Origin of the sequence: Pasteurella canis, assembly GCF_020810675.1 — a bacterium.
In the GTDB taxonomy this organism is placed as follows: domain Bacteria; phylum Pseudomonadota; class Gammaproteobacteria; order Enterobacterales; family Pasteurellaceae; genus Pasteurella; species Pasteurella canis.
The window spans coordinates 1,076,058-1,100,781 of record NZ_CP085871.1 but is presented as its reverse complement, the minus strand read 5'-3'; the positions used below and the strand labels follow the sequence as shown (position 1 = coordinate 1,100,781).

The window sequence follows — 24,724 nt, the reverse complement described above, 5'->3', positions numbered from 1 at the left end:
GGATAAGTCATGGCAAGTAAATCCAATGACGATTCAAGTCTATCACACACAAGATGGAACTGTAAGTACCACATAGTCTTTATCCCTAAGTATAGGAGAAAAGCAATTTATGGAAAATTGCGAGTTGATATAGGAGGGATACTAAGACAATTATGTCACTACAAGAATGTAGAGATAATAGAGGCATATGCAATGAAAGATCATATCCATATGCTGTTAAGGATACCTCCAAAACTGGCCGTTTCAAGTTTTATGGGGTATTTAAAAGGTAAGTCATCGCTAATGATATTTGAAAGACATGCAAATTTAAAATATAAGTATGGGAATCGAAATTTTTGGGCGAAAGGCTATTATGTAAGTGCAGTAGGTTTAAATACAAAAATTGTAGAGGAATATATCCGAAATCAGGAAAAGGAAGATATGATTCAGGATAATTTATCGAAGAAAGAATATATGGACCCCTTTAAGGGGTAGGCAACAGAGTTATTGAACGGTTGTCAGACTTCACATGCCCCTTGAGGGGCATGTGAAGTACTAGGCCCTTATAGGGTGGCCTAAAAACCGCCCGTTTTACGGGCGGATTGTTATTTATAATGTACTATATATGTATTACCTTTATTTTTTTAATATATCACCTAAACAAGGCTGAATTTTATTTAACATTTCTTTCATCACTCGTGGTGGTGCAGCAACAACATGACCAGCTGTTAAATAATGATGTCCAGCATGGAGATCGCAAACCAAGCCACCTGCTTCACGTACAATTAGGTCACCTGCTGCAATATCCCAAGCCTTAATATCCATTTCAAAGTAAGCATCAAGACGATTTGCTGCGACATAACACAAATCTAATGCGGCGGAACCAGTGCGACGAAAATCCGCAGCTTCAGTGATCAAGCTGTTCATCACAGCAAATTGAGTTGGCATTAAACGAGTTTGTTTAAATGGGAAACCTGTGGCAATTATTGCTCCTGAGAGTTCACATTTACTATCAACACGCAAGCGCATATCATTAACTTTAGCACCTTCACCACGAACAGCAGTAAATAACTCGTTACGAATTGGATCATAAACTACACCGACTTCAGTGCGACCTTTAACTCGAATAGCAATAGAAATAGAAAAATGAGGTAAACCTTTTACAAAGTTTGTTGTACCATCTAGCGGATCAATCACCCATTGTACATCGCTATCTTTTCCTTCTAATGCACCACTTTCTTCTGTGATAATTGTATGATCAGGATAAGATTTTTTGATTACTTCAATAATAGCTTGCTCAGATGCTTTATCAATATTTGTGACATAATCATTTTTATTTTTCAGTGTTGTTTGGATATCATCACGGCGCTCATAACTTTTAGCAATTACATTACCCGCTTTTCGTGCTGCACGAATTGCGATATTTAACATTGGATTCATTGTTTCCACCAGATTTTAAAGAACATAAAAAGAGCTTCTATTATAGGCAATCTTAGCTAAGATAGCGAGAAGAATTTGAATTAACTTGAGCCCCGCATGTTTATCAAAATTTATGTTTAAACAATAGTTATGATATTCCATAAATATTTTTATCATCTTGAATGTACTTCAGTAGGAAATGAAAAGAAATAGTCATGTGTAATTTACTGACATAAAAATAGTGAAGATAACATGGGATTTGCGCCAGTTTTTTTATGTATATTCTAATAAAAAAACGTCAAATTCCTGACTAAAAATAGTGGTTATTATGTTAGAATAACGCCTCTTTAAATGGATATATAGTATATGTTAGAAAATATTCGAATTGTTCTAGTAGAAACCTCACATAGCGGTAATATTGGTTCAGCAGCGAGAGCAATGAAAACCATGGGATTACAGTCTTTATATCTTGTAGCACCTAAGCAGCTTGTTGATGATCAAGCAATTGCGCTTGCAGCGGGGGCTGAGGATGTTGTTAAAAAGGCAATAACTGTTACTAGTTTTGATGAGGCTATTGCAGATTGTTCTTTAGTTATTGGGACGAGTGCGAGATTACGTCATTTACAAAGTACGTTAATTGAACCGCGTGAATGTGGTGTAAAAGCAATTACACACAGTATCAATAGTCAAGTAGCTATTGTTTTTGGACGTGAACGGATTGGCTTAACTAATGAAGAACTATTGAAATGTCATTATCACCTAACCATTCCTGCTAATCCAGAATATTCTTCACTAAATTTAGCAATGGCAGTACAACTTGTATGTTATGAACTACGTATGGCGTTTTTATCAAAAAAAGAGAAAACTCTACCACTTTCAACAATAGAAAATATCTATCCAAATAGCGCAGAAATGGAACATTTTTTTATGCATATAGAACAACTTTATACAGAGTTAGGTTTTATTAAAAATCAAGGAGTTATGTCTAAATTAAGGCGGTTTTATCTACGTTCTGGTTTAGAAAAAAATGAGCTAAATATTTTGCAAGGCATGCTTTCTGCTGTAAAAAAACAGCTTAAATAGCTTTTTTGAATAGTTGACTAATTTAGTATGATATGTAAATATTCAAAAATTGTTGATTAATTAAAGGAAACAAAGATGAAATTAACCTCTAAAGGACGCTATGCGGTAACTGCGATTCTTGATATTGCGTTACATTCAAACAGAGGCCCTGTGAGTTTATCTGATATTTCTGAAAGACAGCATATTTCGCTCTCATATTTAGAGCAATTATTTGCGAAGTTGCGTCGACACGGATTAGTGAAAAGTGTCCGTGGTCCTGGTGGGGGATATCAATTAGGACTATCGACTGATAAAATTTCAGTAGGTATGGTTATCAATGCAGTAAATGAGAACATTGATGTAACTCGTTGTTTAGGGCGAGGAGATTGTCAAGACGGTGCTGAATGTTTGACTCATGCATTGTGGAAAGAATTAAGCCAGCGTATTGAAGACTTTTTAAATGAAATTACGCTTGCAGAATTAGTTCAACAAAATCGTCAAAAATGCTCAACAATAGAGTTCCATGGGGATTTTGATAATTTAATTATATTAGATAATTAAGCCGCCTGTTCATGAGTGGTCATAAAAATGAATTTTTTAGGAGTGAGAAAGAAATGAAATTACCTATTTATCTTGATTACGCAGCAACTTGTCCAGTAGATGAACGTGTTGCTAAAAAAATGATGGAGTATTTAACTGTTGAAGGAAACTTCGGCAATCCAGCATCGCGTTCACATAAATTTGGCTGGCAAGCAGAAGAAGCAGTAGATATTGCGCGTAATCATATTGCTGACTTAATCGGTGCAGATTCGCGTGAGATCGTTTTTACTTCAGGCGCAACTGAGTCTGATAACTTAGCTATTAAAGGTGCGGCTCATTTTTATCAAACTAAAGGTAAACATATTATTACTTGTAAAACTGAACATAAAGCAGTTTTAGATACTTGTCGTCAGCTTGAACGTGAAGGATTTGAAGTGACTTATTTAAGTCCAAAATCTGATGGTTTAGTTGATCTCGAAGAACTAGAAAATACGATGCGTGATGATACTATTTTAGTTTCTATTATGCATGTAAATAATGAAATTGGTGTTATTCAAGATATTGCTGCAATAGGTGAGCTTTGCCGTGCACGTAAAATTTTGTTCCATGTTGATGCAACTCAGAGTGTAGGTAAATTACCGATTAATTTGGCAGAGCTAAAAGTCGATTTAATGTCAATGTCAAGTCATAAGTTATATGGACCAAAAGGAATTGGTGCACTATATGTAAGTCGTAAACCTCGCGTGCGTTTAGAAGCGATTATTCATGGTGGTGGTCACGAGCGTGGTATGCGTTCAGGCACATTACCTGTGCATCAAATTGTAGGTATGGGTGAAGCTTATCGTATTTGTAAAGAAGAAATGGCAACTGAGATGCCTCGCTTAAAAGCACTACGTGATCGCCTCTATAATGGCTTAAAAGATATTGAAGAAACTTATGTAAATGGTTCGATGGAGAAGCGTTTAGATAGTAACTTAAATATTAGTTTTAACTATGTTGAAGGTGAATCACTCATGATGGCATTACGTGATATTGCGGTTTCTTCAGGTTCTGCTTGTACTTCCGCAAGTTTAGAGCCTTCTTATGTTTTACGTGCTTTAGGCTTAAATGATGAACTGGCACACAGTTCAATTCGTTTTACGTTGGGACGTTATACAACAGAAGAAGAGATCGATTACACTATTAACTTAGTTAAAAATGCAGTAGAGAAGTTACGTGAGTTATCGCCTCTTTGGGATATGTATAAAGAAGGGATCGATTTAAATACAATTGAGTGGACTCACCATTAATTACTAAAAATAAGTGTTTATAAACATAATTACGAATAGAAAGAATAAAAAGTGCGGTTACTTCTGACTCATTTTAAGCAATTACATATTGCAAGAGTCAATAGAAACACTTGAAATTCTCAAAAAACTGAAAGGAATACAAAATGGCATATAGCGAAAAAGTGATTGATCATTATGAGAATCCACGTAATGTAGGATCTTTAGATAAAAAAGATTCTAATGTTGGTACTGGTATGGTGGGGGCTCCTGCTTGCGGTGATGTAATGCAGCTTCAAATTAAAGTGAATGATGAAGGTATCATTGAAGACGCGAAATTTAAGACTTATGGCTGTGGTTCCGCAATTGCCTCAAGCTCATTAATTACAGAATGGGTAAAAGGTAAATCATTAGATGAAGCACAATCGATTAAAAATAGTCAAATTGCTGAAGAGTTGGAGTTACCCCCAGTAAAAGTACATTGTTCAATTCTTGCAGAAGATGCGATTAAAGCAGCGATTGCTGATTATAAAGCAAAAAAAGATGCTAAATAATTAGAATGAAGTGGGGCAAATTTGCCCCATTAGTATTAAAGAGTAATATGGAGTAGATAACTTAATGGGTATTTCTCTCACTGAAGCGGCAGCAGATCGCGTAAGAACTTTTCTGGCTAATCGAGGTAAAGGGATAGGTTTGCGTTTGGGGATTAAAACCTCTGGCTGTTCAGGATTAGCTTATGTGTTAGAGTTTGTAGATGAATTACATGAAGACGATAACATATTTGAACAGTATGGCGTAAAAATTATTGTTGATACTAAAAGCTTAGTTTATCTTGATGGCACAGAGCTAGATTTTGCGAAAGAGGGATTAAATGAAGGCTTTAAATTTAATAATCCTAATGTTAAAGAGCAGTGTGGCTGTGGTGAAAGTTTCCACGTTTAGATGCTAAATATATTTTTCATTTTATTCTTGATTTGAGTTAAAGATGGATCCATTTAAGATTTTTGATTTACCCGTTGATTTTCATATTGATCAAACTACATTATCAAGTCGCTATCTTGCTTTGCAAAAATCGTTGCATCCCGATAATTACACTACACATTCCCCACAAGAACAACGTCTTGCAATACAAAAATCTGCAGAAGTGAATGATGCATTACAGATATTAAAAGATCCGATTTTGCGCGCTGATAGTATTATTGCTATCCATACAGGTGAACAAGAAAATAAAGAAGAAAAAAGTAACCAGGATATGGCATTTTTAATGCAGCAAATGCAATGGCGTGAGTGTTTAGAAGAAATTGAGTGTGAGCGCAATACTGATAAGCTACTGGACTTTTCAGCAGAAATTGAACAAGTACAAAAAGTGATACTAATGGAGTTATCTACTGCATTGACACAACGTCAGTGGATACAGGCTAAAGCAATTAATGATAAATTACGCTTTATTAAAAAACTCTTAGTTGAAATTGAACGTGTAGAAGAGTCACTATTAGATATTTAAGTTGAGTACTATTTTCTCTGATTACATTTGGGGAAACTCAAATATGATTAGGCAAACGATGTTACCCACTTAGATGAGTAGATTATTAAATAAAAAGAATAAAACAGGCTATAATAAAAATAATATTATTTGAACAAGAGATAAATGATGGCATTACTTCAAATTGCAGAACCTGGCCAAAGTGCGGCACCGCATCAACATAAATTAGCTGTTGGTATTGATCTGGGAACCACAAATTCTTTAATTGCGACGGTACGCAGTGGCACCGTTGATATTTTATTAGATGAAAAAGAACGCCCATTAGTGCCATCAGTTGTGCATTTTCAACAAGATAATGTAATTGTTGGTTATGAAGCGAGTGAATTAGCCAGTCAGGCACCGAATAATACGATTATTTCAGTTAAACGTTTAATTGGTCGTAGTTTGGAGGATGTAAAACAACGTTACCCAAATTTACCTTATCAATTTGAAGCAAGTGAAAATGGTTTACCTCTGATTCAAACCGCGAAAGGATTAGTGAGTCCAGTAGAAGTATCTGCTGAAATTTTAAAAAAACTGACCGCACTTGCGGAACAACGCTTAGCGGGTAAACTTTCTGGCGCAGTAATTACCGTACCTGCTTATTTTGACGATGCTCAGCGTCAAAGTACGAAAGATGCGGCAAAACTTGCTGGTATTAATGTGTTGCGTTTATTAAATGAACCAACAGCTGCCGCAATTGCTTATGGATTAGATAGTGGGCAAGAGGGAGTGATTGCCGTTTATGATCTTGGTGGGGGGACTTTTGATATTTCAATTTTGCGTTTATCTAAAGGAGTATTTGAGGTCCTTGCAACGGGAGGAGATACATCGCTTGGTGGTGATGATTTCGATCACCAACTTATGAATTGGATCATACAACAATCTGGGCTGCAGCCACAGACTGCACAGCAACATCAGTTATTAGCCGAATTAGCTACTCAAACTAAAATTGCTTTAACTAATCACATTGAAGTTGAAATTACTTATCAAGATTGGCAAGGGTGTATTCATCGTGAGCAATTTAATCAACTCATTGAGCCATTAGTTAAGCGTTCTTTGTTCGCTTGTCGTCGAGCGCTAAAAGACGCAAATGTCAGTATTGATGAGGTATGTGAAGTCGTAATGGTTGGTGGTTCCACACGTGTTCCTTTTGTGCGTGAGCAAGTCGCAAACTTTTTCCAGCAACAACCATTAACGTCTATTGATCCAGACAAAGTAGTCGCTTTAGGTGCGGGGATTCAAGCAGATATTTTAGTCGGTAATAAGCCAGATACAGAAATGTTATTACTGGATGTTATTCCGCTTTCATTAGGTATTGAAACAATGGGTGGGTTAGTGGAGAAAATTATTCCACGCAATACCACCATACCTGTTGCACGTGCACAAGAGTTCACGACGTTTAAAGATGGTCAAACAGCTATGTCAGTACATGTTGTGCAAGGCGAACGTGAGATGGTGAATGACTGCCGATCGCTTGCGCGCTTTAGTTTACGTGGTATACCTGCGATGACAGCTGGTGCGGCACATGTTCGTGTAACATATCAAGTTGATGCAGATGGTTTATTAAGTGTTACCGCGATGGAGAAATCTACAGGGGTACAATCATCTATTCAAGTTAAACCTTCTTATGGACTAACAGATGATGAGATTACGAATATGCTGAAAGCGTCTATGTTGAATGCAAAAGAAGATATTCAAGTACGTTTATTAGCAGAACAACGTGTTGAAGCTGAACGTGTATTAGAAAGTATACGTTCTGCATTAAGTTATGACCAAGATTTATTGAATGATGAAGAGTTAATCGCAGTTAAAAATGCGATAACGTCTTTAGAAAGATTGCAAATAGAAGGGGATACACAAGCAATTAAGCAAGGGATAAAAGCCCTTGACTTAGCAACCCAAGAGTTTGCTTCACGTAGAATGGATAAATCAATTCGCTCAGCATTAGCTGGGAAAGCTGTTGATGATATTGTTAATCAGAAATAATATAAAGAAATAGGATAGAAAATGCCAAAAGTCGTTTTTTTACCCCATGATGATCTTTGCCCAGAAGGCTTGGCTTTAGATGTGGCAGAAGGGGAGAATTTATTAGATATTGCACTTGATGCAGGAATTGATATTGAGCATGCATGTGATAAGTCTTGTGCATGTACTACTTGTCATGTCATTATCCGCGAAGGATTTGATAGCTTGAATGAAAGTAGTGAAGATGAGGATGATATGTTAGATAAGGCTTGGGGCCTTGAAGTAGACAGTCGTTTGAGCTGCCAATGTTTAGTCGGAAAAGAAGATCTCGTTGTAGAAATTCCAAAATACACTATTAATCACGCTCGTGAAGAGTAAGCAAAAGGCTCAACTGGTGTTGAGCCTTTATTTATTAAAACTTTGTCAAAACAGACCGCACCTTTAATCTAATTTTTGTAAATAATTTTTCCCTAATAATTTCATTTGTCGCAAAATTCTCATTTGTTTACGCTTAACATAAGCACTAGGTTTGTCTGCTTTAAAGATGATTGGGTTGGGGAGGACTGCGGCAAGTAAGGCTGCCTCGGCTTGAGTAAGCTGTTTAGCAGATTTAGCAAAGTAATGTTGGCTTGCGGCTTCTACACCAAAAATACCTTGTCCAAATTCCGCAATATTTAAATAAACTTCAAGGATTCGCTTTTTTGGCCAAAGCGTTTCTAATAGGAATGTAGTAGGCACTTCAATACCTTTACGTAGCCAGCTTTGTCCATGCCATAAATATAAATTTTTAGCCGTTTGTTGGCTAATAGTTGAACCTCCGCGAATTGTTCTACTAGATATATTGTGTTGTAGTGCCGTTTGAATTGCATGCCAGTCAAAACCATTATGGAGAGGGAAACGCTGATCCTCACTTGCAATCACAGCAAGCTGCATTTCCCAAGCAATATTATCCAAATTAATCCATTGATAGTTCAGTGGATAATCAATATTACCTTGCAGTAAATTCTCTAATTTCTTTTGCACCATATAAGATGAAAAAGGAATAGGAACCACTCGAAATAATAATGTACTTATTACGAGAATAAACAGGAAAAACGCAAAAATGCGGTAAATAATCGCTTTAACTCGATACCAACAGCTTAAGAAAGGAAAATATTTAATCTTTTTTTGCTTGCTCATCTAATTGTGCTTTAACCCAAGCCATAAATTCTGGAGGCATTGTTTTAATCATATTGGAACCACGTGTGATAGTGGCTGCACTGGTATTGAGATTTTGTTGGATTTCACGTTGTGGTATATTTTTATCCAATAATTGTGCGACGATCTGTAAGCGTAAACCAACAGAGTCACGTTCGTCAGGGGTAAGTAATAATGTGAGAATATCTTGTTCCTTGCCTTGTTCAAATGCAATACGTAACATTTCAACAAAAGCATGCCATTGTTCTAGGTCACGACTGAGATACATAATTTTCCCTCCTTTTTAGACTGTTAAACTAGTATAATCGATTATACTCTTCTGTGCTAAATTTTTGCTGTGAGTATTGTTGCAAAATTTGATAATAGAGATCGTAAGTTAACACATTTTGTACATAGCCACGTGTCTCATAAAAAGGGATACTGGCAATAAATTCTGCCATAGTGAGCTGACTATTTGCTTTAGCCAACCAACGATCCACTCGACTTACCCCTGCATTATATGCTGCGGCAATTAAAATCCGATTGTTTCCATATTTTTCATACAGCTCTTGTAGATGGGCTGTGCCAAGCATAATATTGTCAAAAGGATCAAATAGTTGGCTTTCATGAGAATAAGGTAACTCCGATTTTTGAGCTGTTTGTTTTGCTGTTGTCGGTAATAATTGCATTAAACCACGTGCATTAGCATGAGAGGATACATTATGTTTCCAAGCACTTTCTTGTCGAGCGATAGCCATAGCAAAAGTACGATCGATATTTTTATTTTTTAAGTGTAAATCAAACCAATCAAGATAAGCATTTGGTAGTCGAAGAGCAATATGTCCCCAAGCTTTTGCCTGAATTGTAGCTTCAACAGCAAGATCAAACCACTCTTGTGTATCAGCATAATGGGCAAGTGCGAGCTTCTGTTCAAAAGATGCTTGCTCTAATAATCTTTTCCACTCTAAATTCATGTTGACTAAATCATTAAACCAACGTAGTTCAGCAATACGATTTAACGTTTCGTGAAAAGCAGTCTGTACCTTTTGTTTAGGGTTTGGGGTGAATGTTTGCATCTTAGGCTGGTATTCAATCCCAAGTTCAGCACTGGCTAACATAGGATAAAAACCTCGTTGTTGAGCAAGGGATATCAATATCTTTTTAGCTTGAGCCTGTGTGTTTTTATCTGTTGTTAACACCTTTGCTTGCCAGTATCGCCATTCTTCTTTGTTTTTAGCTGTATCAGATAGTAATGCTAGCCATGGGGTGATGTCTGTTTTCTCTCGAATCGCAGTACGAATTCTGCGTTCAGTTAACGTATCATCTCTCAATTCAATGAGAGTTTTATCACGCCATTCTTGGATAGATGAATTATCGCTATCAAATAAATGGCTCATTAAGTGTTTTTTCCATTGATTTTTTTGCGATAAGTTAAGCTCAAGTCCATTCGCCCAAATTTCATAGGGAGAAAATGGGTTTTGATTGTCTTGTATTGTGCTTTCTTTCAGGGTTTTGATAAAGTTTGGGAAATGGTTTAATACAATACGTTTCGCTAGCGTATCTTGCGCAGAGATATTGAGTGGATAAAATACAGTACTTGGGTTTTGTAGTTGTTGTGGTACTTGTGCTAGCTGTGTTAGTGCAATTAACCATTGTTTGAGTTCTCGGTCTTTTGCTTGTTGTTGTAAATGAACCAGTAAGCCTTGATTTTTTTGTTCAAAAGCTAGAACAGCGCGCGTTTTAAGCTCCTCATCACTTAGATAGCCTTTTTCAATCCATGTTGTTAAAACAGGATCACATTGTTTAGGTAGGCTAGCACCAGTTAACCATAATTGTGTCACTTTTTTTTGCCAATTTTCTATTGAAAGTGCGGTCGATTTTGGCAAAGTTTCATATTCTGCTTGTAGGATGATACAACGGGAAGCTATATCTTGTGGTAGTTTTATGGCATTATCCACAATACTTTGCCAATCTGACTTTATTTGAGCTTGTTGTAGCCATTGCTTTTTTAATTCTGTGGCAAAAGGCAACATTGAGTACCGTTTTTGGTAAGCATCAATTTGCTCTAACGTTAATTTATCTTGTGTAGCATTTAAATATTGGTATTGAGCATAGGGATAGAGTGAATAATCCTCAATTCGTCTTAATAATTCATTCACAACAGCTAATGTAGCATCACTTTGTGAGCGGCTGAGTAATTGCTGGATTTTTTGATAGGTTTGGCGTGCTTTTTGTTGTTGCGAAACTATCTGAGAGTATTGTTCCAATAAGGTATTTTCTTTGATTTGGTCTAAATGTTGAGGAGTCTGAGTTTCAGCCCATGTAGAAACTGAAAGTAGCGAAAATAAACAACTGAGTGTTAACACGTAGAATTTCATGAAAGTCTCTAAAAATTATTTATCGTTAATTATCATATAGCAGCTTAGACCGTCTTTTGGGCTAAAAGTGCAGGAGATGGTTTTCTTTGCTTTATACAAAATAGGCGAAATTGAATTTCGCCCAAGTATGTAATGAAAAGAGATGAGTTAGAATACGCGTTTGAAAGGTTTGACCGTCACTTCAGCATAAACGCCAGCTTCAATATAAGGATCTTGACTTGCCCACTGTTTGGCATCCTCCAAACTAGCAAACTTTGCAATCACAGTTGAGCCAGTAAAACCTGCATCACCTGGATTTTCATCATCAATGGCTGGATTAGGACCTGCAACTAATAAGCGATCTTCTGCTTGAAGCTGAGTTAAACGAGCAAGATGTTTGTCACGTACAGCTAAACGTTGTGCTAATGTATTTGGTTTATCTTGTGCAAAAATGACGTAGTACATCATAATTTTTCCTCATTTATTAATTAAGTTGAGATAAAGCTTTCTCTAATTCAGGATTATTTTCTCTAGGTACTGTGCGCGGTCGTCCATCTTTATCAACAGCGACAAAAGTAAACACAGCTTCAGTCACACAATAACGCTCACCGATAGGTTCACTTGACACCTTCTTGACCCAAACTTCCATTTTTATTTTTATTGATGAACGACCAATGCTCAGACATTTACCATAACAACAGACGACATCACCTACTGCAATAGGGCGTATAAATGTCATACTATCTACAGCAATAGTCACTACGCGACCATGAGCAATTTCTTTAGCTAAAATTGCACCGCCCATATCCATTTGTGACATAATCCAGCCACCAAAAATATCGCCATTAGCATTCGTATCAGAAGGCATTGCCAGTGTACGTAATAAAAGAGTACCTCTTATATCGCAGTTTTTTGATGTGTCATTAAGCGTGTGCATAATCATTCCTTATTATTTTTATTTGCTTGTGGAAGATAACGATAAATGTAAATTCCCGTAATAACTGTAGCGATTAATGTCATCCCAAGAATACCAAAGGTTTTAAAATCAACCCAAAGATCGTCGGAGAGATATTGGCTAATGTAAATATTAATTAACATACATAAAATAAAAAATGCTGCCCAGCCAAGGTTGAGGTTATGCCAAACACGCTCTGGTAATTCAAGTGCTTGATCTTTACTTAACATTAATTGAATTAAGTTTTTGTTAAAACCATATCGACTAATAAGTAGTACTAAGGCAAAAATAGCATAGACGATTGTGACTTTCCATTTTAAATACTCAAGTTGGTTAAAGTAAGCAGTTAATGCACCAAAGAATACGACGGCGACGCCCATAATCAGTTGTTGTTTCTCTACTTTGCCATATTTTATTTTAAGAATAAGTAATTGGATAACTGTAGCAATCATTAATGTTAATGCTGCTTCACGGATACCAACCAGTTTATAAACAGCGAAAAATAAAATAAGTGGAATAAATTCAAGTAATTGTTTCATAGCAAACTACACCTTTTGCATAAAAATAGTGTAAAAACGATAAGTAAAAATGAGTGAAAATACTGTTAAAAATGAAGTCATGACATCAATAATGATTTCAAAGATGAAATTTATACTGAAAGCCGAAATATGGCGGATTAATAACGGTAAAAGAAAATGAATAATTAAGCAGTATAAAAATAATGGTGCGGTACGTTTAATTCCCGCTTTCCATGTGGTTTGAAGTGCTTGGCTTATTGTTACATCACGAATTAAATAATGCACTGAAGTAAGACAGAAACGAATAAATAAATAAATACCTAATCCTGCGGATAGCAAAGAAAAATTTGAGGGTTGAGTTTTGTTCATGATTAAAGAGAAGAAGATCTCAGAAACACCAATAAGGATAGGCATTAATAAAATAATATTGATCAAAAGAACACCAATAAATCGCTTAGAGACAGTGGTCATAGTCGTATTTAGCGAAAAGTGTTGGTTTTGGCTTACTTGATGAATCGAAATCAAGCACCAAGATGCGATGAATAAGTAAAGTAATTGATAAGCAATTAAAAGTATCGCAATGTTAGGACTGACAGTACCTATACCAAGCACTTGGGCTAATTCATCACTACTATTTGTCGTAATTTCCGTTGTGGGAAATAAGTTAAGCATAAGAGTAATAAATAAATTGCTCAAAAAGAAAGCGACTATAAATGTTAAAGTAAATTGACGCTGGTTTTGAATAAAATTCCAGCTATCTTGAAAAATTTTTGTGAAATTTATAGGCATTGATTAAGACTCAAATTTAAACTCAAAAAAGTGAAAAGATTATACCGCTTTTTGTCATAAAATTCATAAAAAACTATGATTTTGATTTGTATCATTTTTTGCGTTTTTTTTAAACAAACCTAAGAATGCGTTAAATTTATATTTATTTTTTAACAAGTTTTTAAAAAATTGATAAAGATCAGAAAGTGTATACCTGTAAAGTGCTATTCTTCTTTTGTCTAAAAAAGACATGATTTTTTTATGGTTATATTATCCAATGATATAGACAGATGAGGTATTTTTTATGAAAAAAGCAATATGTGTATTAAGTATAGTTGCATCATTAGTTGCTGGTTCAGCAGTCGCGCATGAAGCCGGTAGTGTTATTGTTCGTGGTGGCCCAATTATGGTTGTTCCAAAAGCATCCACTAATAGTGATACATTCAAGTTTGATGTGAATTCAAATGCACAGTTAGGCTTAACTGCCACTTATATGGCAACAGAGAATATTGGTATTGAGCTTTTAGCCGCAACGCCATTTAGTCATGAAATTACATTAGGTAATAAACTTGTTGGTAAGACAAAACATCTACCACCAAGTCTTTACGCTCAATACTATTTTTTAAATAAAGATGCGAGTGCTCGCCCTTATATAGGTGCTGGTGTGAATTACACAACATTTTTTAGTGAAAAAGCAATATTAGATGGTGTTACTGATCTGAAGCTAAAAGATTCTTGGGGAATGGCGTTTAATGCGGGTGTTGATATTAAATTAGCAGATAATTTATTTTTAAATACCTCTGTGTGGTATGCAAAGATTAAATCAAAAGCAACCTTTAAATTAGGTAGTGATGAACATAAAGTTGATGTGAAATTAGATCCAACAGTCTTCTTCTTAGGATTAGGTTATCGCTTTTAATCTGTTTTTTCAGTTTTTAAAAATGGGCAATAAATTTGCCCATTTTTTATTCGTTATCACTATATTAAGAGACTAAATCAAGCATTTCTTGTGCGTTAGCTAATGTAGTATTTGTTACCTTACTGCCACCTAATAATTTAGCTAGGGCTTTTACTCGTTGTTGTGGAGAAAGTGCAGTCATTTTTGTTTCAGTTTTATTTTCTACAATTTGTTTTTCAACAATAAAATGTTGATGACCATGACAAGCCACTTGTGGAAGATGTGTTACACAAATTATTTGACTATGTTGTCCTAATTTACGTAGTAATTTTCCAACAATACTGGCAGTTGCACCGCTTATCCCAACATCAACCTCATCAAAAATTAAAGTAGGAATAGCTGATTTATCGGAGGTTAATACTTGAATCGCTAGGGATATACGAGAAAGCTCACCCCCAGAGGCAATTTTAGTTAATGGCTGTGCTATTTGACCTAAATTACTACGCAACATGAAAACTAGGTGATCTGCACCATTCGAGCCGATTTTATTGTAATCTGTGGTTAGTTCGATGAAAAACTCACCGTTTTCCATTGCAAGCTGCCTGATTGAGCGGGTGACATGTTCAGCAAGTTTCATTGCACCTGTTTTTCGACTTTGATGTAATGCTAATGCTGTTGTGTGCATTTTGTTATAGGCTGCTTTTTCTTGAGCAATTAATAACGCTTCACTTTCAGAAAAATCGATTAACTGAGCTAACTCTTGTTTTAAACAGCGATGTAACTCAACTAAGTTTTCTGGTTTCACATGGTGTTTGCGTGCTAATTGTAAAGCTTGCCCTAAACGTTGTTCTATTTCATAAAGTGATGTTGGGTCTTGTTCTATATCAGTAGCCAATTGTTGTACTTCATGTGTTGCTTCTTGCACTTGAATGAGGGCTTCTTGCAATAAATTAGATATATTGTTATACCGAGAGTCTAATTCACACAGTTCGTCTAAATATTGTGTTGCTCGATAGAGTAGAGAATCAATACTCACTGTTTGATTTTCACTTAATAATTGTAGAGTTGATTGTGAAAGTGTGGTTAATTGCTCACTGTTGGAGAGACGTTTTTGTTCTTCTTCCAATGTGAGATATTCATCAGGGCGTAAATTAAATTCATCCAACTCCGCAACTTGATATTGTAAAAGCTGCTTTTTGGCTTCACTTTCAGCAACTTTTTGCTGAAAAGTTTGTACTTGGTGTTGTAGTGTTTTCCATGCTTGATATTCTTCTTGCATTTGTGCCAGTAAATTTCCATGAGAGCAAAAATTATCGAGTAATTGTAGTTGGTAGTCAGGCTTGAGTAATAATTGGGAAGCATGTTGACCATTAATCTGGATTAAATATTGCCCTAGTTCTTTCAGCTGGGTGGCTGAAACAGGAATACTATTGATAAAGGCTTTTGAACGTCCATCATGGTTGATAATACGACGTAAAATACATTCATTAGGATTCTCAGCATCTTGTAATTCTTGTATTTGTAGCCATTGGAAAGCAGGACTGTTTTGCTCAAGGATAAATGTTGCACAAATATCAGCTCGTTCTTGTCCCTCTCGTAACATACTGATTTCTGTTCGTTGACCAAGACAAACACTTAATGCGTCAATTGCAATGGATTTTCCTGCACCAGTTTCTCCAGTGATGACAGACATCCCTTTAGTCAGTTCAATATTAAGATGACGAACAATAGCAAAATTATTAATTGTCAGTTGAATGAGCATAGTAATCCCTCGTTTACTGTATATTTATCAGTTTATAACTGTTTTTATATACAGTAAAGCGATTTTTAATAATTTTGAGTGTTTTTTATACTAGATTTCTGAGCCAACCTAATTTTGAACTCAGTACTTTGTAATAGTTATAGTTTTTTAGATGCAGTAATCTGAGTTTATGCTGGCTTTTTTGAATATGTACAATGTCATCTGGAGAGAATTCCAAAGCAATTTGACTGTCGCAACCTACTTCTAATTGTGCTGTGTTATATTCGGCAAAACGGATAGAGATTTTACTATCGCCATCAATGACTAAGGGACGTGAGGAGAGGGTATGTGGGAACATTGGCACTAATGCAATTGCATTGAGCTGAGGAGTTAAAATAGGACCTCCAGCAGAAAGAGAATAAGCGGTTGAACCTGTTGGCGTAGAAATAATTAAGCCATCAGAACGTTGTGAAAAGGCAAATTTATCATCAATATAAACATGAAAATCGATCATATGTGCAATTTTGGCAGGGTGAATAACCGCTTCATTGACAGCATTCGCCTTAGCAATAATTTTTCCATCACGTTCTACGCTGGCTTCTAAGATAAAGCGTTCTTCCACAAAAAATTCACCTTGTTCTAAACAAGCTTGCAACTGTGCATAAGCATTTTTAGGGTCAATATCTGTTAAGAAGCCTAAATTACCTCGATTAATACCGATTAATGCAATGTCATATTTGGCAAGGATGCGTGCACGTCCTAACATATTGCCATCACCACCAATCACAATTCCTAACTGCGCGTTTTGTCCAATATCTTCAATTGAGGCTAAATAATCTTCGCTTAAGCCAAGTTGCTCGCCGATTGGACGCTCTACTAATACTTGATAACCTTTTTCAATGAGCCACTGAAAAAGATTTTTATGCATTTGTAAAGTCAAATCATGGCGAGGTTTACCTAATAATCCAATGGTTTGAAAGGAGGATTGTAGTGCTTTAATATCCACTGCATTTTGGTATGTCATTGCTTGTTCCATTTGACGAAAAAATTTAACCGCACTTGAATTCAAAAAATCAGCCATTATATTACACACAAAACCTTTTATTTGTCAGCAAGTATCTATAGATGTGTTAACTTTTATATTTTTTGCTAGAATTAGTCAAAATTTTGTTATTAACGGAGAATGTAATGTCTGCAAAAGAGCAACAAATTGAAAATGAAGAAATGATTCAAGAAGAAGTTGAATTAGAGCAACCTGTTGAAGAGGTAGTAGGGGAAGACCCTTTAGAGGAAGCAATTGCTCGTGTTCAAGAATTGGAGGCTCAGTTAGAACAAACAATGAAGAAAGAGCAAGATTTATTATTACGTACACGAGCTGAAATTGATAACATTCGTCGTCGTACAGAACAAGATGTAGAGAAAGCACATAAGTTTGCATTAGAAAAATTTTCTAAAGATATTCTCAATACTATTGATAATTTAGAACGTGCTTTAGCGACACCAGCAAATTTAGAGGATGAAAGTGTAAAAGCTCTGTTTGATGGTGTTGAGCTGACTTTGAAAGAACTTATTTCCACAGTGGCTCGTTTCGGTGTTGAACCTGTTGGTATTGTTGGTGAAGTGTTTAATCCCGAATTACATCAAGCAATTTCCATGCAGCCGATGGAAGGATTTGAAGCAAACCAAATTACAGTAGTATTACAAAAAGGTTATTTATTAAATGGTCGTGTTATTCGTCCAGCAATGGTAATGGTTGCTGCATAGATACGAGATATTTTATAAAAAAAGACCGCACTTTATTTGCTTAAAGCGAAAGTGCGGTCTTTTTATTTTGATTTTGAGATGTTTCATATAATAAAAGATTATAAACCATAGCCAAAAAGTAGTTGTAGTTTATTAAAAATTCTCATTTAATCATATGCAGTTTTTTTATTCGTATTGAGAGCAAATTATGAGCGTGATAAATCTGATTATTTTTGTCGCATTACTTGTGTTATTAGCATGGATTTTTAAACGTACCGAAAAACTAGGGACAACAGTATTTATTGGATTAGTATTAGGTTTAGTTTGTGGTGCGTTATTGCAGCAATTAGCCGATCAAGATGTCGTTAAAAGTACTTTAGATTGGATTAACTTAGTAGGTAGTGGTTATGTGCGTTTACTGCAAATGATTGTAATGCCATTAGTCTTTATTTCAATTCTCTCAGCAATTACTCGTTTAAATCAGGCAAGTGCTTTGGGGAAAATTAGTTTCAGTGTGATTTCTGTGTTATTAATCACGACTGCAATTGCTGCAGCAATTGGGATTGCTATGGCTTATATATTCGAACTAAGTGCAGAGGGATTAGTGGCAGGAGAGCGTGAATTAGCGGCTCAAACCCGTGTTGAAGGTCGAGTAGAAAAAGTGAGTAGTTTGACTATTCCTGCTATGTTATTGTCTTTTATTCCTAAAAATCCATTTTTAGAATTAACGGGCGCAAATCCTACTTCTATTATTAGTGTTGTGTTATTTTCAGCATTGCTCGGTGTTGCGGCACTCAGTTTAAGTAAAGAAGATCAGGCATTGGGCGAGCGTATTGCACAAGGTGTAGAAACATTGAATAAATTAATTATGCGTTTAGTGCGTATGGTCATTCGTTTAACGCCTTATGGTGTATTTGCACTCATGATTAAAATGGCCACAACATCAAAATGGGCAGATATTGTTAATTTGGGTTCATTTATTGTTGCCTCCTATTTAGCTATTTTATTCATGTTTTTGGTACACGCATTTATATTGGTCCTTTTTAAAGTAAACCCTGTGGGTTATTTTAAAAAAGTCTTACCCACATTAAGTTTCGCGTTTACATCTCGTTCTAGTGCAGCCACATTGCCACTCAATATTGAAACACAAACAAATAAATTAGGTAATAATAGTGTGATTGCGAATTTTGCCGCAACTTTTGGTGCAACAATCGGACAAAATGGCTGTGCGGGTATCTATCCTGCAATGTTAGCCGTTATGGTTGCGCCAACAGTTGGAATTGATCCTTTCAGTTTTACTTATTTAGCTACATTGATTTTAGTTGTGACGATTTCATCACTAGGTATTGCGGGTGTTGGTGGTGGCGCGACCTTTGCTGCCATTGTGGTGCTTTCAACGTTGAATCTACCACTTGCGTTAGTAGGGCTATTGATCTCTATTGAGCCTTTAATTGATATGGGACGTACCGCACTTAACGTGAATGGCTCAATGGTCGCTGGTACAGTGACTAATCAATTGTTAAGCAAAAAATAATGCTTCAATAGTGTATTATCAATAAAAAAAAGAGATAGCATATATAGCTATCTCTTTTTAGGTTTAGCCAGTATTAGAAGGTTAATTCAGCGGATAATCTAAAATTTCGACCAGGCGCATAAAAACGTTTGATTCCTGCTCCTGTATTTTGATCAATGAGATTAATCGTGCCAATTGAACGAATTGAACGAGCTGAGTCCCAAGTAATATATTTTTTATTCGTCATATTATATAAACCAGCAGTCAACATTAGATTCTTAAACGGTTTAGCATAAATAATCGTATCGATTGTCATGTAGTGATGATTACGCCATGCTAATGTATTATCAGTTACGCTTTTCCCTTGAATTAAAGCCCCATTTTTCTTTTGATCCTCCCAATACATGTTATAAGTTTGATGCCGTTTTTTCTCCGCAACATCGGTAATGAAGAAGTCAATTCCGTATTTGTCATCTTCAGTTGCATAGCCAATGTTATATATTGCGGTAGTAGGTTGAATGGCATTCATTGGGATCTTGCTTTCAATTTTGCCTTTTTGATGCGTCAGTTTATAACCTATTCTGAAGCCAGCTAACTTGTGATAAAGCGTTTTTAATTCTAAGCGAGCATTTATTTCAAGTCCTGTTACTTTAGCCTTATCTCTATTATGATTTTGGTAGAATGGATAGCTGATTGAGCTGCCTTCATCAACTGCACGTTGTCCAACATAAACTAGATCAATAAAATGATCATAATCAGTTTGGAATGCACTTAAAGTAATAAAACTTTGATTTTTATATATTGTCATTGCTACTTCTTTTGTTTTAGCAATTTCAGGCTTTAAATTGACATTCGGCGTAATTGAGAAACTTGGGTGCTTAAATGTCATGAACATTTCATCGGAAGTCGGCGCCCTAAATCCATTTGAATATTTAAATTGGACACGCATCCAATTTAATGGATCGATGTTTAACCCGAAATTGTAAGAATGATGTTTGTATGCTTTGTTTTGCAACATCATTGCAAGGTTTTGTGCGACATTTTTATTCATACATTCGGTGTTATAGCCACATTTTGCTCCAATACCGTAAGCGTTCTCAGGTAATGGAATAAAGATACCCGCAATTAGCCCTTTGGGTACAGGTACATTAGGATTGTAACTTGGTCGATGTTCTACTTTGTCATAGCGGTAATTGAGATCTAAGTTTAGCCAATTGGTTAGCTTAATATTGTCCCCCAAATAAAGAGCTTGGTTTTTGGTTTCTACTGGAATTAGGTAACTATAACGTCCATTAACATTTTCTCTTAAATTACCTGTACAAGAGCCAGTTGGCCAGTAATCTGGACGCGGTTCATATTGTATAGGATAAGTGCCACTAATACTTTTATTACAGAAGAACGCATCAGCCCACCATTGAACATTGCCACCTTTATAACCATCTTTATTGACCATGCTTTTGTGTGTTTTATTATAGAGACCGCCATATTTTAGTTGATGTGCCATTCCCCAGGTTGAGAACTCTTTATCAAAATCTAAATTGATTTGTTTGGTGTCCGTGTTGAGATCGCGATCGTTATAATCATTACGGCTATAACCTGCGGAGAAAGGTAAAATAAATTTAACTTCCTCATATTGTTTTCCTCCCCAATTGTTAGCTTGAGATTTGAGCTCAATTTCACCGTATTGTCGACCATCAGCAAGCGTTTTAAGGGTAATCTCTCTTTCTTCAAATTTGTAGACGTCTTCGGATTTTTCATTTTTTTTGACAAAGACTTTAAATTTTTTCTTACAGTTAATTTTAGAGCAGTCAATTAATGTTGTCTGTGGTGAATACTCTCGGTAATCAAATCCTGAAATGACTTCACCTTTAGAATTTTTATATTTGACTTCTTTGCCCCAAGTACCCTCTATTACTTCTGCGGTAATTTCACCACCTTGTTTATCGACAATTTTATTGACACCAGTACTGCTATCAAGCGCTAAGCCTTGCTCATTTAATACAGAAACACATTTTGGTCCACTGCAATACTCATCTGTTCTTGCCTTATTTTTAATTTTTTGTGAGGAAACGGAGACTTTAAAATGATCCCAAAGGGCTGTTTGTGTAAAGTTTTCATAAGCAAACTGGATATTCTTGCGATGAGAGCTATCGTTCGTTTTTCTTTCTCCATAGATTTCAGTATTCACATAGCTACTTGGTCTTAATGTATAAGATAAATCTTCTCCACGCGATCTTAGTTTAGAATCATCTAATGCGACAGTAAAACGATGTTCTTCATGGGGCTGGAAACCAAATTTAATTAATGTGCTATCTCGAGTTATATCATAAGGATCTGTTTTTTCACGTGTTTTTCCAACAGCTGATTTATCTTTTTCTTGGTTTGTATAGATATCATAAAAATAGTTTTCGATTTCATGACCTTCACGGCGTGTATTGATGAATAACAGATCAAACCATTTATATTTTCCTGCTAAAGTGACAGAGGTGATATCTTCGTTATTCATACTTTGATAGCCACGTTTGACACCAATATGGTAATTTTTATTAAGGAGATAATCGCGAGCATCTTTAGTTTCAAATATGACAGAACCGCCTAGTGCTCCACTACCTGATTTAATTGAGTCCGCGCCTTTAGTAATAGTCGCGACTTTAACATTCTCTATTTCTATGCCATTACGTGTATTATTAAAATTACCATAGCCTTCAAATAGTTCTTTAAATCCTTGTGAGCTTAATGTTTCAGCCTGACGTAAGCCATCAATCATAATGCCAACACGATTTTCATCAACGCCTCGTACCGCATAGCCACTAGCACCAGTACGTCCTGTTTCAACAACAGTAATCCCTGTTTCATAGCGGACTAAATCTCGACTATCAGAGACTTGTTGTTTATGTATTGTTTGTGAGTTAATTTGGCTTTCGCCTACTTTGTTTTCTTGGATATTCATGTGTTCGGTATTTCCACCAGAAACAACAATCGTATCAAGTTGTTCGATATGTTCTACTTCTTCTGCAAGGGAAGGGGGGCTTAATGTTAAAGCGGCTAGTATTAATGCATACTGCTTATTTAATTGCATAGATACCTCTTTTACTACTAATAAAATTGATTATGAAAATCATTTTCAATTATAGAGGTGATGTTTAGAAATGAAAAGGGCAACTTGTAGGATATTCCCCCAAATGGATAAATTAAGTTAACTATTTAAATTTATTGATGATTTTATAGTATAAATGTCATTCAAATTGGCTAAATTTTATTATTTTTTGACAATAGTTCCTTTTAATAGTTTGCGGATCCAACTCCGATTAGCTTGAAGTTGATGCATAATATCTTGACTCAAAGGTAAAGGCTCCTGATAAATGAGTGAAGCAAGGGTTTCTCCTAACAAAGGAGCAGAAGTGAGTCCTCTTGAGCCTAAAGCGGCGATTAAGAATAAGTTATCAAAATTGGCTGCATTTTTTATCGATTGTTTACGGCGGCGCAGATTGTAAAGATGTTGGTAATCATCTAATTGTTGCTCAAATTTTGGTACATTTCCTAACATAGGAATACGATCGCGTACTGCACAGCGAATACCAACACGCGCTTGATTGCCTGATGTATCAATTTCTTTTGTCCAGTTGACGTTGAGGTTAGTTTGAATTTTTTGCTGGTTTTCTCGTTGTTCAGCCAAACTAAATTCTCGTGAATCACAATCACGTACATGACTTGCACCAATGCAATGAGTATGGCTTTGTGCCATAGGAGTGAGATAACCATCATAACATACAACTGTTTTTAGCTGTTTTAAATGTTCAGTCGTCGGGATCTCACTCACTTGCCCACGTACAGGATATAAAGGTAAATGTGCTGTTTGAGTAAATTCAGTAATTTTATGCCCGTTTGCTAAGATCACAACTTGATGTTTATATTGTTCTCCTTGTGCATTTGTTAGTTGCCAACCATTTTCTTGCTGTTCAAGTGCGGTCACTTTTTGCTGAGTTTTAATTTCAAGTCCGCATTTAACTAAATAGGCAAACATGTTTTGGACAAATTGGCGCGGTGCAAGCCAAGCACCTTGTGGAATAAATCCACCAGAACAGGCTAAAGGTAGTCCCACTTTTTCACTCAATTGTGCTGGTGAAAGGGGGGAGTATAAGCTTTGAGGCCATTGATAGTGTGAAATTTTCTCTAATTTGACCGCACTTTTATGGTCATAGCTACAAAGTGCTACGCCACAGAACGAATGCTCAAAAGGGATCCCTTGCAGGATTGCCTGTTGTAAACGTTGTTGTCCATAAGCAAAGGCATGAATATAAAAGCGAATATTAATCAAATCATCATCACTGAGTTGTGGATAGAATGCACCTTGTTTATTACCTGACGCATTGAGAGCAATATCTTCGTCTTCACAATAAAGTGTCACTTTAGCTTGACGCTCTAATAAAGATAAGGCACAGAATAATGAAGCAATGCCGCCGCCAATAATGGCGATATTTGGTTGTGGAGTAACCTGAGCAGGTTGTGCTAGATACCAAGGGAAGTGAATAGGAGCTTGGCTAGAATTAGGTTTGTTACCTTGTAAGCATTCGCGTTTTTTTCCATAGCCCTTGCGCTTTTTAACTTCAAAACCTACTTGTTCTAAGCCTTTTCGTACGGTACTTGCTGCAGTAAAAGTAGCAAACGTGCCTTGTTCTTTGCTGTAGCGGTACATATGTCGATAGAGTGTATCATTCCACATTTGTGGATTTTTGCTCGGAGAAAATCCATCAAGAAACCAGGCATCTATTTTGTTACACATATAATCACCAAGTTGAGGGAGATTATCGATGAGATCGCCAAACCAAAGATCCAATGTGGTTTCGGCAAAATGGAAGCGATAACAACCCTCAATAGGTTCAAGCCAATATTGCTGTAATTGTTGAGCTAATTGTGTAAATTCAGGGTAAGTTTGATGGGCAAGCTTGAGTTGTTCAAGTGGAATAGGATATTTTTCAAAAGAAATAAAGAATAAGCGTTTAAGTGGTGCATTTGGATATTGTTGACGAAATTCACGAAATAATACTGTTACTGCAAAAAAATTAAGACCCGTACCAAATCCTGTTTCAGCAATGACAAAATGTTCAGATGGATAGTTTTGCCAACGTTGCCACAATTGATTGCCTTGTTGAAAGACATAGCGACTTTCAGCAAGTCCGTCTTGGTTAGAAAAGTAGATATCGTCAAATTCAGCAGAAACAGGCGTGTGATCTTGGTTGAAATGGACTTCTGCAAATTGAATTTTCTTCATGACTTTTTATTCCTTTATAGACAAGCTG

At 35.9% G+C, this 24,724-nt stretch carries 24 protein-coding genes; 12 read left to right on the top strand and 12 right to left on the bottom strand.

Going from position 1 to position 24,724, the window contains the following annotated elements; all coding sequences use genetic code 11:
• Positions 1–9 precede the first annotated feature (9 nt).
• Positions 10–474 (top strand): IS200/IS605 family transposase, encoded by a 465-nt coding sequence (gene tnpA, locus K7G93_RS05165; protein WP_228400326.1) that lies wholly within the window; start codon positions 10–12, stop codon positions 472–474.
• Between the two features lie 141 nt (positions 475–615).
• Here tnpA and suhB read toward each other — a convergent pair whose 3' ends face one another.
• A complete protein-coding gene (gene suhB, locus K7G93_RS05160) occupies positions 616–1,419 on the bottom strand; it encodes an inositol-1-monophosphatase (RefSeq protein WP_160531052.1) in 804 nt (267 codons plus the stop codon).
• Positions 1,420–1,764: 345 nt separating this feature from the next.
• Between suhB and trmJ the strand changes: the two genes are divergently transcribed.
• From trmJ to fdx, 8 genes are all read left to right on the top strand, one after another.
• Complete coding sequence (gene trmJ, locus K7G93_RS05155) at positions 1,765–2,481, top strand: tRNA (cytosine(32)/uridine(32)-2'-O)-methyltransferase TrmJ (RefSeq protein WP_226690579.1); 717 nt, start codon at positions 1,765–1,767, stop codon at positions 2,479–2,481.
• A 75-nt stretch (positions 2,482–2,556) separates the two neighbouring features.
• Positions 2,557–3,021, top strand: coding sequence for a Fe-S cluster assembly transcriptional regulator IscR (gene iscR, locus K7G93_RS05150; RefSeq protein WP_049213883.1), 465 nt, complete (start codon positions 2,557–2,559; stop codon positions 3,019–3,021).
• Between the two features lie 53 nt (positions 3,022–3,074).
• Positions 3,075–4,289 carry an IscS subfamily cysteine desulfurase gene (locus tag K7G93_RS05145; protein WP_049213884.1) on the top strand — a complete coding sequence of 405 codons (1,215 nt, stop codon included), beginning with the start codon at positions 3,075–3,077 and terminating at the stop codon, positions 4,287–4,289.
• A 143-nt stretch (positions 4,290–4,432) separates the two neighbouring features.
• Complete coding sequence (gene iscU / locus K7G93_RS05140; protein WP_049213885.1) at positions 4,433–4,819, top strand: Fe-S cluster assembly scaffold IscU; 387 nt, start codon at positions 4,433–4,435, stop codon at positions 4,817–4,819.
• Positions 4,820–4,883: 64 nt separating this feature from the next.
• Positions 4,884–5,207 carry an iron-sulfur cluster assembly protein IscA gene (gene iscA, locus K7G93_RS05135; RefSeq protein ID WP_049213886.1) on the top strand — a complete coding sequence of 108 codons (324 nt, stop codon included), beginning with the start codon at positions 4,884–4,886 and terminating at the stop codon, positions 5,205–5,207.
• Positions 5,208–5,250: 43 nt separating this feature from the next.
• Positions 5,251–5,769, top strand: a complete 519-nt coding sequence (hscB, locus tag K7G93_RS05130) for a Fe-S protein assembly co-chaperone HscB (RefSeq protein WP_226690580.1) — start codon at positions 5,251–5,253, stop codon at positions 5,767–5,769.
• Between the two features lie 147 nt (positions 5,770–5,916).
• Positions 5,917–7,776, top strand: coding sequence for a Fe-S protein assembly chaperone HscA (gene hscA / locus K7G93_RS05125; protein WP_226690581.1), 1,860 nt, complete (start codon positions 5,917–5,919; stop codon positions 7,774–7,776).
• Between the two features lie 21 nt (positions 7,777–7,797).
• Complete coding sequence (gene fdx / locus K7G93_RS05120) at positions 7,798–8,133, top strand: ISC system 2Fe-2S type ferredoxin (RefSeq protein ID WP_226690582.1); 336 nt, start codon at positions 7,798–7,800, stop codon at positions 8,131–8,133.
• Positions 8,134–8,196: 63 nt separating this feature from the next.
• Here fdx and mtgA read toward each other — a convergent pair whose 3' ends face one another.
• From mtgA to K7G93_RS05085, 7 genes are all read right to left on the bottom strand, one after another.
• Positions 8,197–8,934: a monofunctional biosynthetic peptidoglycan transglycosylase gene (gene mtgA, locus K7G93_RS05115; RefSeq protein WP_226690583.1), complete on the bottom strand. Its 738-nt coding sequence runs from the start codon at positions 8,932–8,934 to the stop codon at positions 8,197–8,199.
• Positions 8,912–9,220: a trp operon repressor gene (trpR, locus tag K7G93_RS05110; protein WP_049213891.1), complete on the bottom strand. Its 309-nt coding sequence runs from the start codon at positions 9,218–9,220 to the stop codon at positions 8,912–8,914. The genes mtgA and trpR overlap by 23 nt, the downstream gene beginning before the upstream one ends.
• Before the next feature lie 28 nt (positions 9,221–9,248).
• On the bottom strand, positions 9,249–11,309 hold the full coding sequence (locus K7G93_RS05105; protein ID WP_228400515.1) for a transglycosylase SLT domain-containing protein: 2,061 nt from the start codon (positions 11,307–11,309) through the stop codon (positions 9,249–9,251).
• Positions 11,310–11,456: 147 nt separating this feature from the next.
• Positions 11,457–11,753, bottom strand: a complete 297-nt coding sequence (locus K7G93_RS05100) for a YciI family protein (protein WP_226690635.1) — start codon at positions 11,751–11,753, stop codon at positions 11,457–11,459.
• A gap of 19 nt (positions 11,754–11,772) precedes the next feature.
• The gene (gene yciA / locus K7G93_RS05095; RefSeq protein ID WP_191134621.1) at positions 11,773–12,225 is read right to left on the bottom strand and encodes an acyl-CoA thioester hydrolase YciA; all 453 of its coding nucleotides are present in this window, start codon (positions 12,223–12,225) and stop codon (positions 11,773–11,775) included.
• 2 nt (positions 12,226–12,227) lie between these two features.
• On the bottom strand, positions 12,228–12,782 hold the full coding sequence (locus K7G93_RS05090; RefSeq protein WP_049213894.1) for a septation protein A: 555 nt from the start codon (positions 12,780–12,782) through the stop codon (positions 12,228–12,230).
• A gap of 6 nt (positions 12,783–12,788) precedes the next feature.
• Positions 12,789–13,433, bottom strand: a complete 645-nt coding sequence (locus tag K7G93_RS05085) for a hypothetical protein (RefSeq protein WP_228400514.1) — start codon at positions 13,431–13,433, stop codon at positions 12,789–12,791.
• Positions 13,434–13,833: 400 nt separating this feature from the next.
• On the opposite strand from K7G93_RS05085, the gene K7G93_RS05080 reads away from it, so the two are divergent.
• The gene (locus K7G93_RS05080) at positions 13,834–14,448 is read left to right on the top strand and encodes an OmpW family outer membrane protein (protein WP_228400513.1); all 615 of its coding nucleotides are present in this window, start codon (positions 13,834–13,836) and stop codon (positions 14,446–14,448) included.
• Positions 14,449–14,512: 64 nt separating this feature from the next.
• Here the strand turns inward: K7G93_RS05080 and recN are convergent, their stop codons facing one another.
• Positions 14,513–16,189, bottom strand: a complete 1,677-nt coding sequence (recN, locus tag K7G93_RS05075; RefSeq protein WP_160531045.1) for a DNA repair protein RecN — start codon at positions 16,187–16,189, stop codon at positions 14,513–14,515.
• 85 nt (positions 16,190–16,274) lie between these two features.
• A complete protein-coding gene (locus tag K7G93_RS05070; RefSeq protein WP_115323565.1) occupies positions 16,275–17,192 on the bottom strand; it encodes an NAD(+) kinase in 918 nt (305 codons plus the stop codon).
• A 164-nt stretch (positions 17,193–17,356) separates the two neighbouring features.
• Here K7G93_RS05070 and grpE point away from each other — a divergent pair, with 164 nt between their 5' ends.
• The gene (gene grpE, locus K7G93_RS05065) at positions 17,357–17,932 is read left to right on the top strand and encodes a nucleotide exchange factor GrpE (RefSeq protein ID WP_049213898.1); all 576 of its coding nucleotides are present in this window, start codon (positions 17,357–17,359) and stop codon (positions 17,930–17,932) included.
• A gap of 187 nt (positions 17,933–18,119) precedes the next feature.
• The gene (locus K7G93_RS05060) at positions 18,120–19,445 is read left to right on the top strand and encodes an L-cystine transporter (RefSeq protein WP_228400512.1); all 1,326 of its coding nucleotides are present in this window, start codon (positions 18,120–18,122) and stop codon (positions 19,443–19,445) included.
• Between the two features lie 73 nt (positions 19,446–19,518).
• On the opposite strand, the gene K7G93_RS05055 is transcribed toward K7G93_RS05060, so the two are convergent.
• Positions 19,519–22,503 (bottom strand): TonB-dependent receptor domain-containing protein, encoded by a 2,985-nt coding sequence (locus K7G93_RS05055; protein WP_228400511.1) that lies wholly within the window; start codon positions 22,501–22,503, stop codon positions 19,519–19,521.
• 180 nt (positions 22,504–22,683) lie between these two features.
• On the bottom strand, positions 22,684–24,696 hold the full coding sequence (mnmC, locus tag K7G93_RS05050) for a bifunctional tRNA (5-methylaminomethyl-2-thiouridine)(34)-methyltransferase MnmC2/FAD-dependent 5-carboxymethylaminomethyl-2-thiouridine(34) oxidoreductase MnmC1 (RefSeq protein WP_226690590.1): 2,013 nt from the start codon (positions 24,694–24,696) through the stop codon (positions 22,684–22,686).
• Between the last annotated feature and the right edge of the window lie 28 nt (positions 24,697–24,724).